Here is a 16445-nt window from a genome sequence, read left to right on the forward strand (position 1 = left end):
GAAGGTTGCTTCAAGCAGCAAGCAGTCATCAAGTTTGAAGAGTTCAAGTAAGAAAGTTGCTTCAAGCAGTAAGAAGAGCTCAAGCTTGAAGAGTTCAAGTAAGAAGGTTGCTTCAAGTAGTAAGAAGTTATCAAGCTTGAATAGTTCAAGCAAGAAGAGCTCAAGTTTGAATAGTTCAAGCAAGAAAGTAGTTTCAAGCAGTAAGAAGTCATTAAGCTTAAATAGTTCAAGCAAGAAAACTGTATCAAGCAGCAAGGAATCATCAAGCTTGAATAGTTCAAGCAAGAAAGCTGTATCAAGCAGCAAGGAATCATCAAGCTTAAATAGTTCAAGCAAGAAAGTTGTTTCAAGCAGTAAGAAGTCATCAAGCTTAAAGAGCTCAAGCAAGAAGATTGCTTCAAGCAGTAAGGAATCAACAAGCTTGAAGAGCTCAAGCGCAATCAAGAGTTCAAATACGAAATCAACAACAGGACGTAGTCACCGTGTTGTGATTCGTTCAGTTAAGTCATCAAATGCAGTCAAAGGATCAAGCAGTGCAAAGAGTTCATCAATTGTTTCACAATCATCGAGCTTAAATAGTTCAAGCAAGAAGGCTATTTCAAGCAGTAAGCAGTCATCAAGCCCAATCAAGCACTCAAGTATGAAGATTGTTTCAAATAGTCAGTTGTCAAGCATCGCTAAGCGTTCAAGCGTTAATGCAGCGAAAACGTCAATTAGTAAGGAAAATTCAGAAGAAGTATCTGAAGAGCCGCTTGTGAAATCTTCAGAAGTTGATTTATCCAGTGTTCAAAATGGTAAGAATGACGAACAAATTAATGGAAATAATGATTCTAAGGAGACAACAGTTATTAGTTCGAAGGTTATTAATGTTTCATCAAATAAAAACATTCCAGTAACCGTAAATAGTACTAAAGAAGTCCCAGTACCGGTTAAAAACGGTTCTTCGATTAGCAGCAGTATAAAGAATGAAAGTATTCCAGTGACGTCGATGACATCAACGACGGTGATCTATTCTAAGGTAATTGGAGTACCAGTTAAATCTGAACTTTTAGTTTCGCACAAAGAGAATCAAAATCCTGGAAACGGAACACCAACTTATCATTCACATTCGGCTGAAGATTCGGCTAGAAAAGCAACTGGACAATCAGAAGAAAATTCTCAGGTGATTAAAAAACAACAAAATTTAATGGATATTAAAACAACTGCAAAGTCGATGGAACAATCATCGTCTTCAAGTAAAAAATACGCACCATCGTTTACAAATAAACGGAGTGAAAAACAGCTTCCACAAACGGGAGAAGCTGTTTCACTGTTCGAAGTGGTGATTGGAATCATGACGATTGCATTGGGTTATAATCTTTTAAAGAAGTTTAAGTAAAAAGAAAAGAGGCTGTGACAAGTCACAACCTCTTTTCTATATCCGCATAATTGGGTCGAGCTACGACGCGAAGCTAGAGGAAGTTCGAAAGCCTTCGAATCTTGTGCGATTCGTTCGACTTTCTGCTTCCACCACGTTTATTTTTAACGTTTTGTCACACCTTCTTTATTTGAATTGTTTGTTTAAAATTTTTAAAATATTCATTAGTGTTAATTTTTAAATGTTAAAATTTAGTATATTTTTAATTGATAAGTAAGTTATATAAGGACATAAAAGGTATAATATAATTCTAGCAAGAAAATTGAGAGCAAGGATCACTATGTTACAGTTTATATCACTTTTAATTGAGCCATTGCATGTGATGTGCTTTTACATGTTATTTTTCGCTCAAAATTGGTCACGGATGAAAGAGGTACGAACCAATAAATTTGTTAAGCTTGCAATTACTATTATTACGATGCTAGTAATTCAGGTGGTTATTGAAATCGCAGTTCCGATTCCGTGGTTGATGATTTTATGTACAAATTTAGCAACGATTTTATTTTTGATTTTATTTACATACCTGTGTTTGCGACAACATGATAGTTCAGATTTGACGTTGAGAATTAATGTGTTGCTTTCAATGGATATTTTCATTGCGATTCAAATTTTCTGTGCTTTCTTAGATAAGTCACTAATTGTTTTATGTCACAATGCTGATCTAGTTCATCCGATGTTTTTAGTGGTGATTTTACACAACATTATTGAAGCGATTTTGTCTATTACTTTGGGAATTATTTCGAGTCGATTATATAATATTGATCGAATTATTGATCGAAAAATTGATAAACAGATTCAACGGATTGTGATTGGAATGTTTATCATCACGTATGCTTTAACCGGGGTTTATACCATGATGCAACAACTTTATGATCATGTTGAAAACTTGTTAATCTTTTTACTGATTCAATTAGTTTTATTTTGGGTTTTGTATTTTTCAGTCAATCGACGGGAAAAGCAACGGATTCATAATAAAATGGTTGAAGATCGCTTAAGTAATTTAAAAGAGTATACGGATCATTTGGAACAGGAACAACGCCGTTTACGAAAATTTAAACACGACTATCAAAATATGCTGTTAAGTTTGGAAGAGAACTTAAGATCCACTGATTCGGAAGATGCAAAAAAATATGTTGAAACGTTTAAGCAGTATAGTGACACTTATATAAGTGAAAGCGGATTATGGGTATTTAATGATTTTGATAATATCAAAACTCCATATTTAAAGAGCATTTTGATTAATAAAACTTCACAGGCAATTAAGCAGAAAATTGATATTCATTTTGAGTGCAAGTATGATGTGGATGAAATTTCAATGAAGCCATATGATTTAGTCAGAATCATTGGGATCGCATATGATAATGCAATCGAGGCAGTTAAGAATCTTGATCAAAAGTATAGAAAAATCGATCTTTTAGTTTATCGTACTCAAGGGCAAGTTGAAATTACAATTGCTAACCCAGTTTTAAAGAATAAAAACTTATCACATATCAAAAAGGAAGGAATAACCACTAAAAAAGGTCATTCTGGTTTTGGCTTGGCAAATATTGAAGAAATTAGCGACCAGTATCCTAATTTATTAGTTAATTATCAAGAAAAAGACGGCTGGTTTACGATTCAATTTGTGATTATGGATACAAAGAATGATAAATAAAGTATTTAATGATGGAATAAATGCGACTGTAGGAAGCGTTTATTCCATTATTTTTTTGTAGGAGGAAAACCAAAAATATTATTTTAATAAAAAACTTTATTTATTAAAATAATATATGCAAAACCGGAAATTAATTGGATGTAACATTTTCTTAACTATTTTTTAATATTTAATAAAATTATTTCAATTTATTCAATAACAGTTCTTATTTTATTTATTGAACCAATGGCTATAAATCGCTGATTTGTTAGTCATTAAGCAGGAAAAATAATCAATAACAATTACCAAAGACGAATGGATTTTAGATTAATGTTATTAACAAAAATTCACAAAATTAGCAAAAATAATTCATGATATATTGACAATTAGACTTTGATATGAGAAATTACATTTCAGTGATTAGCAATCATTATATAAAAAAGATAAGGAGTGAGTAATGAAATGGCAAATCACAAGAATCTTAAAAAAGTAATCGCGGTTTCAAGTATGGCAGCCGCAACAATGGGTGCAGGTGCAATGGTAAACGCTGATAACGTTCACCAACAACCAGTATCATCACAAAAATCAAGCATTTCAACAAAGGTTTCATCAGAATCACAATCTGTTAAATCAAGCAGCAAAGTTGTATTGAAGTCATCACAAGCTTCATCAGCTAAAGCAGCAACATCATCAGTTGCTTCATCAAGTTCAAGTGCAGTTGCTTCATCAACTAAGCAAGCTGCTCAACCAATGAACTTGGCTGCGACAGTTACACCTTCAATGACAAGTGCTCAACACGACACAATTCAAAACGACATTAACAACGTAAATAATGTGATCAACAAGTACCAATCAGATAACTCAATGGCTGTTTCAATGGCAAGTTCAAACTTTGGTACAGATCTTGTTACAGACGCACTTGGCGACTACACAAGCGGTTTGGCAACTAAGGAAGAACTTCAAAAGGATGTTCAAAAAGTTCAAGGTGTCCTTAACGATGACAAGGATGCTTTAGCTAAGGAAACAAATGCGCACGCAAAGGAAATTATTCAAGCCCAAGTAAAACTTGACCAAGATGTATACAACTTGTTATCACAAGCTGTAAACGGTAATGCTTCACAAGCTTCAAGCTCAAAGGCATCATCACAATCATCAGCTAAGACTTCATCACAAAGTTCAAAGAAGAGCGAATCAAAGGTTTCATCATCAAAGAAAGCTTCATCAAGCTCAAAGGCTGATAACAAGAAAGCATCATCACAATCATCAGCTAAGGCTTCATCACAAGCTTCAAAGAAGAATGAAACAAACGTTACTCCAGCAGTAAATGCGTTGAAGAACGATGCTGATAAGTACCAAAACTCAAGTGACGCAATCACAAAATCATATGCTCAAGAAGCACAACAATGGTTAGATACCGTTCAATCATTTGCAAACAATGGCCAAAACGACTCAAATGATGAAATCAACTTTCTTAAAAATGATATGAAGTCACTCGAAGACACATTGAATGCTAGTTGGTTTAAGGGTAATGCTCAAACAAAACAAATTATGCAAGACCAAATCAATGCTGACAAAGCAATGTTGGCTTACTTAACAGGTCAAAACCAAGCTTCATCAACATCATCAAAGAAGAATGATGTTAAGGCATCAGCTAAGAAAGCTTCAAGCAACAAAGCTGTTAAGAACAACGGCGTAAAGAGCAATGCCAAGGTTGCTGCAAAGGCAGTTAAGGCTAACCACCAAGCAACAGTTTCAAGCAAGAAAGCTGCTGGAAAGCACGCAACAGCTAACTCAGCTAAGAAAGCTTCAATGCCACAAACTGGTGAAGCAAACAACGCTGGTATTTTAGCCGGAATCGGTGCCCTTGCAATTGCTGCAGCTGGCGCATTCTTATTCCGTAAGCGGGGATAATTAAAAATTAAGAACTATCTTTAAGTCACAGGCGGTCACGTCTGTGGCTTTTTTTATGTGGTTGGGAATAGTGTTGGAAAAGATGTTTGATATGATAAAAATCTTAAAAAATAAGAACGGCACAAAGAACCCTAATTAGGGTTCCTCGAAATTCCATCAATCCATGCAGGCACGGGCGTACGCCTTTACAAGGATGACAAAAGTTTGGTGAAAAGGGTGAAAAATTTGAAATCCCCCCTTTTTAATAGATTGTACTCTAAGTACATTTATATCTTAAGCGAAAGTATGTTCGATGTAAATAGAATGATGATTGATTTTTTTTATCGGATTTATTAAAATGTAAGTGAAAAGGGTGAGGCTCACACAGCTGTGTGGGCTTTTTTTATTTTGACGTTATGTAAGCGTTGTCTTGACTAAAATTTACTTATATAATACAAGTAAACGTTAATGGAGGAAAAGCAATGAAAAAGTACAATTGGGCAATTGTCGGCACTGGCTGGGCAGCTAGTGACATGGCAGATGCATTAAATAAGGAAAATGGCGAAATCTACGCAGTGGTTAATCCACATAAGGAGCATGCCGATCAATTTGCAGAAAAGTATCAGGTAAAAAAGACGTATTATGACTATGCGGCAATGCTTGCGGATTCCAACGTTGACATTGTTTATATTGCAACCCCGCATACATTTCATTATGAACAAATCAAGCAAGCGTTAAATGCAGGTAAACACGTCTTTTGCGAAAAGGCGATCACCGTTAACGCAGCTCAATTTGATGAAGTTGAACAGCTTGCACGCTCAAAAAATTTGATTTTGACAGAAGGTTTTACGTTATATCACATGCCGCTTTATCGCCAAGTTAAGCAATTGATTGCAGATGGTAAACTGGGTGAAATCAAAATGGTTCAGGTCAACTTCGGCAGTTTAAAGAACGATGATCCAACGCAACGATTCTTCAGCAAGGATCTTGCAGGCGGTGCGTTGCTTGATATTGGAGGATACGCAACGGCATTTGCACGGATGTTTCTTGATACGCCGCATGTGGCTGAAACGTCGGTTAAGTTTTTTGAAACCGGGGTTGATGAAATGTCAGGGATCATTTTGAAAAATGCGAAGGAACAAATGGGAGTAATCAGTCTTTCATTCCGGGCTAAACAACCGAAACGCGGCGTTGTTTCCGGAACAAAGGGATTTGTTGAAATCAATAATTATCCGCGAGCAACGGAAGCTGAGATTACGTATACATCTGATGCGCATACTTCAACGACTGACAAAATTAGTGCAGGGAAAACCGATGAGGCGCTGCAATATGAAGTGCGCGACATGCAACGGTACATTGAACAGGGGCATGATGATGGCGAATTAGAATTCAGTCGCGATGTGGCCCACATTTTAGATGATGTGCGTTCTGATTGGGGAATGCGGTATCCATTTGAGAAATAGAAAGGCGAGGCGTGGTTGGAAACCAACGCCTCATTTTTTTGATATCATTTTATTGGATTCGATATCAAATCACCCTAAATGATATCGAATAATTGGCAATGATAACGAATATTCGATATCATTTACTTACAAATGATATTGAATAATGGAGACTGATAATGAAAAAGTTTGATTATAAGACCTTAAATCATTTGAAACTTACAAATTCAATTGTTAATAAACTAAATAAAATATATGAGATTCGCGGGCAAACAGTAAGTTATCAAGCGGAAGCGACAGAGGTTCTTGAACGATTGACAGAAGTTGCAAAAATTCAAAGTACGGATGCTTCTAACCGAATTGAAGGAATTTACACCACCGATTCACGATTGAAAAAGATCGTTGAAAGTAAAGTTGAACCGCATAACCGCAGCGAAGCTGAAATCTCGGGATATCGGGATGTGTTGAAGCTGATTCACGAAAATTATACTTACATGCCGGTTAGTAAAAACACAATTTTAGCAATGCATAAACAGTTATTTGAATATACTGGTGATTCATGGGGCGGTCAGTTTAAAGATACAAATAATCAAATTATTACAAAATATGCGGATGGCAGCGAGGAGATTCGATTTACCCCGTCGGCTGCGTTGATTACCCCTGAACTGGTTGAACAGTTATGCGCTGCGTATGATCAAGCCGTTGAAAGGTCAGATTTTTCGCCGTTAATTTTAGCCGGAGCGTTTATTTTTGATTTTGTTTCAATTCATCCATTCAAAGATGGAAACGGGCGAATGTCGCGGCTGTTAATGCTGTTGACTCTTTATAAAACGGGATTTGATGTCGGTAAGTATATTAGTTTGGAAAAAATCATTGAGGAAACCAAACCGTCCTATTATGAAACTTTAAAGCAAAGTTCAGCAGGATGGAATGATAATCAGAATGATTACGAACCGTTTTTAGATTATTTCTTGGGAGTAATCGTAAAGGCATATTGGCTGTTTGAAGAACGTTTGGGAATTGTCGGTCATCAATCATTGTCAGCCTCGAAACTGGTAATCAAAATTTTACGCCAGGAATTACGGCCACTTTCAATGAGCGAACTTAGTGAAAAAATTCCTCAATTTAGCAAAATTACCATTCAACGAACGGTACGTAAATTACGCGATGAGCAACGAATTGAAATGATTGGTAAGGGAAAAAATACAAAATATATTTTGAAGTGATTATTGAGAATCATTTTAATTGATTCGATATCAAATCACCCTAAATGATATCGAATAATTGGATATGATAGCGAAAGGCAGAAAATGAAACAAGCAGAATTAGTAATAATTGCTGGAATCAATGGCGCGGGAAAGACGACCTTTTACCAGCAAAACCAGCAACGATTTAATCGATTTACGTATGTCAGTGCGGATGAATTTTTGCGAAAGATGCATGGTAATTGGCGCAAAAGTGATGATCAAATCAAAGCACTGTTGCAGACGGATGCAGCAATTCGAAAGCTAATTAATCAGCAAATAAATATTGTTTATGAAGTTAACCTGGGTGGCAATGCCCGCAGTTTGATTAAAATTATGGATTTAGCGCATTCAATGCAATATTCTGTAACGGTGGTTGAAATTCGAATTCGGGATGCAGCTCTTGCGGTTAAACGGATTTTACATCGCTTCAAGGCAGGCGGTTTTGGTGCTGATCCGGCATTGATCACGAAGCGGTTTACGAATCTTGAATCAGATTTTGCCGAACTTGAACAGACGGCAGACCAAGTGATCAAGTTTGATAACACCCAGTCGTTTATTAGGTGTGATTGATTTTAATTATTATTGAACTATAATTTTAATATTAGTGAAATAAAGAAGAGGAAATTGAAATGGCAACAATCAAAGATGTGGCACGCGAAGCCGGCGTGTCACCATCAACGGTTTCGCGAACTTTGCATGACAGTTCGTTAATTAGTCAGGAAACCAAAGAGAAAATTTGGCGGGCAATGAAAAAATTGAATTACTCACCGAATTTTGCGGCGCAAAATTTAGCAAATAACACTTCAAATATTATTGGGGTAATTCTCCCGCCGAATGAGGAATCGGTTGCAAATAACCCATTTTTCGGTCAAATTTTACAGGGAATTACTTCAGTCTGTAACCAGCAGGCCTACATGGTATCAGTTGCGACGGGGAAAGATAACGCTGAGCTGATCGAAAACGTTCAAATGATGATGGAGCGTGGGCGGGTTAAACGGTTTATCGTGACTTTCTCCCAACAAAGCGATGATGTTTTGGAATATTTAGATCAGAATAATGCAGAGTATGTTTTGATTGGAGAGCCGATCAAAAATATCGCTGAAACGTTGTATGTCAACAATGATAATGTGGCTGCGGGAAAGGATGCAACGGAGTACCTGCTTGGTAACGGTTATCACCATCCAGTTTATGTTTATGAAGATTTAGAAGAAATGGTGCAAAAGGATCGTTTTATCGGTTATTCGCACGCAATGGAAGCGGACGAGCGGACACCGTTAAGCTATCAAATCAAAAAAGAGCATACCAAGGAAGAACTTCAAGAATTCATTGACCAGCACCCCGAAGTTGATTCAATGGTTGCTTGTGATGACATTATGGGCGTGACCTTGCAAAACGGTTTGTTGGCCATTCATCAGAATTTAGCTGATTACGGCATAATCAGCTTTAACAATTCGCTGTTTGCCCGGGCTTCGCACCCATCATTAACCTCAGTTGAAATTTTCCCAACTTCTTTGGGAATGGAAGCGGCGGTATTGATTTTAAACGTTGATGATCAAGATTTTACCAAATTGCGGTCAATCCTTTCGCATGTGGTTATTCCGCATAAAATTGTTGAGCGAGAATCAACTAAAAGAAAATAATTAATGAGTAAGAGCGGGTGAAAGGCCTGATTTTTGTGTATTTATATTGATTAATCACGAAATTTCGTGATAAACTTAAACAAAATGTTGAATAAGGGGTGAAATTCATGATCGTTGATTTTACAGTTGAAAACTTTCGTTCATTTAAGAATCAAGAAATTTTATCTGCTGAAGCGGGGGAACGATTGCGCAAATATAATGCGTCTAATACGCTGATGATCAGTAAAACACGGCTCTTGAAAAATCTTTTGTTATTTGGCCCGAATGGTTCTGGGAAATCAAATATGTTGATCGCGTTAAAGTTAATGAAGCAGATGATTTTGAACGATCCAGTGAATGTAACGCAAAAGTTGCCGTACCAGCCATTTGCGTTTTCAAATGATCAAGGGAAACCAACATTGTTCCAAATTGATTTTTTCTATGAAGATACAGAATATCAATATCGTTTTAGTTATAATGCGGAAAAAATCTTATCAGAGTCTTTAAAAATCAGACCTCCACGGCATTCAAAATTTAAAGTATATTTTGAAAGAAGCAAAAGCAAGGATTTTGTTCCGCAAAGCTTGCGGCAAATTTTAAAGCAAACTAAGCAAAACTCACTATTACTGTATAACGCACAGAAAAATAATGACCAACCGGCAATTAATGTAATGAAATGGTTCAGTGAAAATTTAATTTTCTTCGATGATTTTCAAGTTAATGAAAATATGTTAGAAATGGTAAATCAGCCGGACATCAAGAATGCGATAATTGAATTTCTTCAATTCGCAGATTTTAATATTGAAGATGTAACGGTTGAGAAAATAGCTGTCCCACCAATGCCGCAAGAATTTAAGAAGGTTCTCAATCAAATAGGTGGCAATGTCCAACTTCCAACAACCCAGTCACGTTTATTTACGATTCATAAAGTATATGATGCCAATGGAAAGGTAGTTGGAAAGCGTCAATGGGATTTAAATTCAGAATCTTTAGGAACACAAAAGATATTTTTGATTGCCTTGGCATTACTTTATGCCCGAAAATATGGAGATAATAAAACGTTAATTTTTGATGAGTTTGATGATTCTTTACACGTTGAATTATCCAAAAATTTAGTTCGAATCTTTAATTCAACGGAAAATATGAATCAAATTATTTCAACAACGCATGAATTGCAATTGTTGGATCAAAATCTGCGAGTTGATCAAATCTATTTATTTGAAAAAGATTTTGAGGGAATTTCAACTTTGGATTCAATTTTTGACTTTGATGATAGTCGAAATAAAGGAAGAACCGATATCGGATATATGAAACGATACATTAAGGGAAAGTACGGGGCTTATCCTCAAATTGAATTGGAAGAAATGCAGGAAGCGTTAAAGGGAGTAGAAAAGAAAGAGTAGAAAATGGGAAGAAAATCAAAATTAAAAAAATTAAAATCACAAAAGTATATTTTATGCGAAGGAAAATCTGAGGAAAAATATTTTTCAATGCTGAAACGGAAGTATCGTAGGAATTTGATTAAGATTAAATGCGTTGACTGTGGAAATAAAAAGATTTTGACAGAGGCAGCAAAATTAAAAAAAACTCACCTTAATGGTGAAATTTATGTGGCTTTTGATGCTGATGAAATGAGCAAAGTGGATATCGAATGGTGTAAACAATATGCTCAACGAAATAATTTACATTTAATTTTTTCTAATGTATGTTTTGAGGTTTGGATATTATTACACTATGAATATTTTATAAGTAATCTTAGTAAACAGGTGTTGTTTCATAAAATAGCAGATAAAATGGAAATATCAAATTACGAGAAATTTAAGGGCGAACGATATGACAGATGGCTTTATGATCGAGTGAATGTTGCTGCTAGTAATGCAGATAAATTAAGAGATAATAATCCTGAGTTATATCAAAATCCATATACTGATTTGGGAAGAAAAAAGTTAATGACTTTGTTTGATACAGAAAAATTGTAGTTAATTAGTATAAGCAACATTGACAAATCTCATAAGCAATATTATATTGATGACGTGTGAGAACACATTTTACCTAAATCATTTCCCGACGAATGTCGGGATTTTTTTATCTAAAAAAATAACTTAATATTATTGATAACTTTTATTTAATAAATATTAATTATTTTTAAAATGATTAATTTGGGTGGATAATAGAAGTGTAGTAAGGGATTATCTACATTATAAAATATAATAGGGAGGTATCTTATTATGAGTAATAAGGATATTAATATTGATGCCTTATTTATCGGTGAAAAAGCCGAAAACGGTGACATGTTTAAGTCAATTTTAACTGACTTAATTGATGAACACCTTGGTTGGCGTCAAAATTATATGCCACAAGACAAGCCGTTAATTTCTGAAAAGGAGAAAGATTCAGCTGAATATCAAGAAACAGTTGAAAAGATGCGTGACGTTTTAGACGAAGTTTCAACACGTTTACGTAGTAATTCAGTTCCTTGGCATTCACCACGTTACTGGGGACACATGAACTCAGAAACGTTAATGCCTGCTATTTTGGCATATACATACGCAATGTTATGGAATGGTAATAACGTTGCATATGAATCATCACCAGGTACATCACAAATGGAAGAAGAAGTCGGCCATGACTTTGCTGACATGTTTGGTTTCAAAGATGGTTGGGGCCATATTTCTGCTGATGGATCAATCGCTAACTTGGAAGGTTTATGGTATGCACGTAACTTAAAGAGTTTACCAATGGCCATCAAGGAAGTTAAACCAGAGTTAGTGGAAGGTAAGTCAGACTGGGAACTTCTTAATATGACTACTGATGATATTCTTGACATGTTGGAAGAATTGTCAGATGAAGAAATTGACGCTGTAAAGGCACGTTCAGCTCGTGGAGGCGAAAACCTTAAGCAATTAGGTAAATGGATTGTTCCACAAACCAAACACTATTCATGGTTGAAGGCTGCCGACATCATTGGTATCGGACTTGATCAGGTTGTATCTGTTCCTGTTGACAATAACTATCGGATGAAAGTTGATGAACTAGAAAAGACAATTCGTTCATTAGTAGCTGATAAGACCCCTATTTTAGGTGTTGTAGGTGTTGTTGGTTCAACAGAAGAAGGTGCGGTTGATCCAATTAACGAAATTGTTGAACTTCGTAAGAAACTTATGAAGGAAGGCATTTACTTCTATCTTCATGTTGATGCTGCTTATGGTGGTTATGCACGTACAATGTTCTTAGATGAAGACAATAACTTTATCCCATATAAGGACTTAAAGAAAGTTCACAAAGAATATGGTGTATTCCAAGAAGAAAAAGATTACATTTCAGAAGATGTATATAATGCATTCAAAGCAATTGAAGATGCTGAATCAGTAACTGTTGATCCACATAAGATGGGTTACATTCCATATTCAGCTGGTGGTATTGCAATTCGTGATATTCGTTTGCGTAACATTATTTCTTACTTTGCCACATATGTATTTGAAAAGGGATCAAAGGCTCCTTCAATGTTAGGTGCTTACATTCTTGAAGGCTCAAAAGCTGGTGCAACTGCAGCATCTGTTTGGGCAGCTCACCATGTTTTGCCATTGAATGTTGCTGGATATGGTAAATTAATTGGTAAGAGTGTTGAAGCAGCTCACCACTTCTATGATTTCTTGAGTAACTTAAGCTTTAACATTGATGGCCAAGAAATTGAAGTACATCCATTAACAAATCCAGACTTTAATATCGTTGACTGGACGTTCAACATTAAAGGAAACAAGGATCTTGTTAAGATGAATGAATTAAATCACAAGTTCTACGATGAAGCTTCATTCATGAGTGGTCCAATTTATAACAATGACTTTATTACTTCACATACTGACTTTGCAATTCCAGACTATGGTAATAGTCCGTTGAAGTATGTTGAAGGCATTGGTTATGATGAAAAAGAATGGAATCGTGCTGGTAAAGTAACAATTTTACGTGCATGTGTTCTTACACCATTAATGTATGACAAGAAGCACTTTGAAGAATATGCAGAAAAGATCAAGAGTGCTATGGAAGAAAAATTGACTCGCATTTTAAGCAAGTAATTATTTGATTATATAGCCCGGAGATTTATGGTCTTTAGGGCTATATTAATTTAAAAGGAAATATAAAGAGGTATTAAAATGGCAAAAGAAAGTAGTAAGATTGGTTTTGTTACATTTGTTGGTATTGTAATGGCCATGGTTGCTACAGTTCGTAGTATTCCAACTTTGGCTGCTGCAAGTTGGCAAATGATTTTTTGGATGATCTTTGCAGTTTTGTTCTTTGCTCTTCCAGTTTCATTGATGTCTGGTGAGTTATCTACAATGTTGCAAGATGAAGGTGGCCCTCAATTGTGGGTAAAAACTGCAATGGGTTCAAAATGGGGATTTGTTACAGCATGGTTACTTTGGGTTCAAATGTTTCCTGGAATGGTAATGGTTGCTTCAACTCTTGGACCTTTGTTAGGAAATGCAATTGGAAATACAACCTTAGGGAATAATCACTGGTTCACATTAGGATGTATCTTAGTTATCTATTGGATTATTACAATTTTAAACTTGAAGTTTGATATGGCTAAAATCGGTGGAAGCATCGGTGTATGGCTGGGTGTATATATTCCAGTTGCTGTAATGGTAATCATGGGTGTACTTTCATTTTTGAAAGTTGGTATCCAAGCTCACTCAGTATTAGGTTCATTTTCACCAATGAAGTTATTACCAACAGATACTAGTTCATTGAAATATGTTGGTGCAATCGCATTTATCTTTACCGGAATTGAAACGGCTGGGGTTTATGTTCCACGTCTTAAAGAAGCAACAAAGAACTTCTCACGTGGCTTGATTGTCGCATTAATTGGTTTAATTTTCTTAAATATTGTTAATGCTTTCTTTGTAGCTGATGTTGTTCCAAAGGGAAGTACACAATTAACAAATATTACACAACCAATTTTAATTTTCTGTCATATTTTAGGCTGGCCAACTATTATTGCTAATATCTTTAGTTTGCTTGCATTTATCGGGGTTATTTTGCAACTTTCTGCTTGGGTAACTGGTCCATCACAAACAATTATTCAAGTAGCTAAGGAAGGTTTAATTCCTGCTAAATGGCACTTCCAACGTGAAAATAAGTATGGCGTTTCAAAGAATGTTGTATTGACACAATCAATTTGTATTTCATTATTTGCTTTAATGTATGCATTACCAAATATTAATACAGTATTCTTAACATTAGTTAACACAACAACATTGTTATACTGCATCATTTACTTGTTCATTGGTATTGCATTTATTAAATTGCGGTACTCAAAGGCAGATGTTGAACGTCCATATCGAGTTGGTAAGAATGGTAACGGCTTAGCATGGACTATGACCGTAATGTTCCTTTTTGGTATCATTTTAATCGGAATTGTATCATTAGTTAGTCAACCTCTGCTTAATGCTGTGATTATGCTTGTGATTACAGTTGTTTTGACAATCATTCCAATTATCATTGATAAGTTCAAGAAGGATGAATGGTATACGGATGCACAAGAAGATTTGAAAAACAATAAATAATTAAAGTAAACAGCATAGGAAGCAGTTTCTTATGCTGTTTTTTATGTTAAGGAATGAGGATTTATGAAAAAAGAAAATAAAACTGTACATATTGGGGTAGCAGAAGCAGTTTTAATTTTAATTGTTCTATTTTGTATTTTAGGCTTTTTAATTATTGGCCTTCATATTTCTCCACAAGTTCCTATTTTGACTGCATTAACTTTTTTAATGTTTTACGGTAAAATTAGAGGATTTTCTTGGAATGATATTATGGATGGTCTAGAGTCTGGAATTAAACCTGGGATTATTCCATTGATGATTTTTCTGATGATAGGATCATTGATAGCATGTTGGATTTTTTCGGGCACAATACCAACTATTATGTATTTCGGATTTAATATAATTTCGGCTAAATTCTTTTTACCAACTGTATTTATCGTATGTTCATTAGTTGCAATTACTTGTGGAAGTTCGTTTACGACGGTATCAACGATGGGGATTGCTTTTATAGGTATCGGAACAGTATTAGGAATAAATCCAGGTTTAACGGTTGGAGCAATTGTTTCAGGTGCATTTTTCGGTGCGAATGTATCGCCATTATCTGGAACAACAAATTTGGCAGCAGGAATTGGTGAAATAGATCTTTATACTCATATAAAGTCACTTTTATTGACTGATATTCCAGCCTTTGTTATTTCATTGGTGATTTATTTCTTTTTAGGATTAGGAACAAAGTCAGTTCGATTAACTCAAGTAACTTTAATGATGCAACAGATAAAAGGTCATTTCTGGGTTTCGCCTTGGACTTTAATCCCAGTTGTATTATTATTGGCCTTGGCTTGGATGAAAGTTCCTGCCGTACCTTCATTAATTGCAGGCTCGGCTATGGGGTTACTAGTAGGTTTTATACATAATCCTAAAATCTCAATTTCTACGTTGGCAAGTTACGTTATGAATGGTTATGTGGCACATACAGGAAATAAAATGTTGGATGCCTTGTTTTCAAAAGGGGGCATATCAAGTATGTTGTCATCTGCTGCGTTAATTATTTTAGCCTTAGCTTTGGGTGGTACATTAATTAAATTTAACATTATAGGTGTATTAATTAATAAAATGTCTTCGTTTGTTAATACGCCTGGGAAACTAGTTTTATTGACTGCTTTAGGAAGTGTAGGCGTTAATTATTTAGTTGGCGAACAATATCTTTCAATTATTTTGCCCGGACAGACATTTGAAAAATCGTATGATAGACTAAAGCTACCACATAAATATTTAACGAGAACATTAAACGATGCAGGTGCGGCGGTTAATTCAATTGTTCCATGGGGTGTAAGCGGAACGTTTATTTCAGGGGCATTACAAATTGAAGCTTTGAAATATATTCCATTTGCCTTTTTCCCAATTATTGTTCCGCTGTTGACAATAATACTTGGATTTTTTGTGAAAAAACAAACAATTACAAAAAAATCGCTTGACAAATAAAAACCAATGTTTTTTAATATAGATAAATCATAATAGTCTAAAACATTAGAGATGAAGTAGGATTTACCCAACATTTAAGAGAGTCAATGGTTGCTGTGAATTGATATGTGGTAATATTTCGAATTACGTCTCTGCATAAAATATGTTTAGCTAGCTAGCGTTAAAAGCAAAT

12 protein-coding genes and 1 other annotated feature (1 of these 13 running past the window's edge) are annotated in these 16445 nt (G+C 35.2%); all 12 genes read left to right on the plus strand.

The genetic code is table 11. From position 1 onward, the window contains the following. Nucleotides 1-1378: LPXTG cell wall anchor domain-containing protein (locus A3O17_RS02725; protein WP_064572380.1), on the plus strand; the 1378-nt coding region annotated here is incomplete at its 5' end. Between the two features lie 403 nt (nucleotides 1379-1781). After that, complete coding sequence (locus tag A3O17_RS02730; protein WP_191979112.1) at nucleotides 1782-3071, plus strand: sensor histidine kinase; 1290 nt, start codon at nucleotides 1782-1784, stop codon at nucleotides 3069-3071. A 441-nt stretch (nucleotides 3072-3512) separates the two neighbouring features. Then, a complete protein-coding gene (locus A3O17_RS02735) occupies nucleotides 3513-4961 on the plus strand; it encodes an LPXTG cell wall anchor domain-containing protein (RefSeq protein WP_064212562.1) in 1449 nt (482 codons plus the stop codon). A gap of 461 nt (nucleotides 4962-5422) precedes the next feature. Further along, nucleotides 5423-6403, plus strand: coding sequence for a Gfo/Idh/MocA family protein (locus A3O17_RS02740; RefSeq protein ID WP_064212563.1), 981 nt, complete (start codon nucleotides 5423-5425; stop codon nucleotides 6401-6403). A 158-nt stretch (nucleotides 6404-6561) separates the two neighbouring features. Next, nucleotides 6562-7608: a Fic family protein gene (locus A3O17_RS02745; protein ID WP_064212564.1), complete on the plus strand. Its 1047-nt coding sequence runs from the start codon at nucleotides 6562-6564 to the stop codon at nucleotides 7606-7608. 84 nt (nucleotides 7609-7692) lie between these two features. After that, the gene (locus A3O17_RS02750; protein WP_064212565.1) at nucleotides 7693-8199 is read left to right on the plus strand and encodes a zeta toxin family protein; all 507 of its coding nucleotides are present in this window, start codon (nucleotides 7693-7695) and stop codon (nucleotides 8197-8199) included. Between the two features lie 59 nt (nucleotides 8200-8258). Next, nucleotides 8259-9269, plus strand: coding sequence for a LacI family DNA-binding transcriptional regulator (locus A3O17_RS02755; protein ID WP_064212566.1), 1011 nt, complete (start codon nucleotides 8259-8261; stop codon nucleotides 9267-9269). 107 nt (nucleotides 9270-9376) lie between these two features. Continuing rightward, nucleotides 9377-10651: an AAA family ATPase gene (locus A3O17_RS02760; RefSeq protein ID WP_064212567.1), complete on the plus strand. Its 1275-nt coding sequence runs from the start codon at nucleotides 9377-9379 to the stop codon at nucleotides 10649-10651. A 3-nt stretch (nucleotides 10652-10654) separates the two neighbouring features. Continuing rightward, nucleotides 10655-11227, plus strand: coding sequence for an RloB family protein (locus A3O17_RS02765; RefSeq protein ID WP_064212568.1), 573 nt, complete (start codon nucleotides 10655-10657; stop codon nucleotides 11225-11227). A gap of 249 nt (nucleotides 11228-11476) precedes the next feature. Further along, nucleotides 11477-13321, plus strand: a complete 1845-nt coding sequence (gene tdc, locus A3O17_RS02770; RefSeq protein ID WP_064212569.1) for a tyrosine decarboxylase — start codon at nucleotides 11477-11479, stop codon at nucleotides 13319-13321. A 78-nt stretch (nucleotides 13322-13399) separates the two neighbouring features. Then, nucleotides 13400-14812 carry a tyrosine-tyramine antiporter gene (gene tyrP / locus A3O17_RS02775; RefSeq protein WP_064212570.1) on the plus strand — a complete coding sequence of 471 codons (1413 nt, stop codon included), beginning with the start codon at nucleotides 13400-13402 and terminating at the stop codon, nucleotides 14810-14812. A 63-nt stretch (nucleotides 14813-14875) separates the two neighbouring features. Next, on the plus strand, nucleotides 14876-16273 hold the full coding sequence (gene nhaC, locus A3O17_RS02780) for a Na+/H+ antiporter NhaC (RefSeq protein ID WP_064212571.1): 1398 nt from the start codon (nucleotides 14876-14878) through the stop codon (nucleotides 16271-16273). 38 nt (nucleotides 16274-16311) lie between these two features. Further along, nucleotides 16312-16445 (plus strand) — a binding site (T-box leader) (it continues 62 nt past the right edge of the window).

It is taken from the genome of Ligilactobacillus aviarius, assembly GCF_001654615.1.
Lineage (GTDB): Bacteria > Bacillota > Bacilli > Lactobacillales > Lactobacillaceae > Ligilactobacillus > Ligilactobacillus aviarius_B.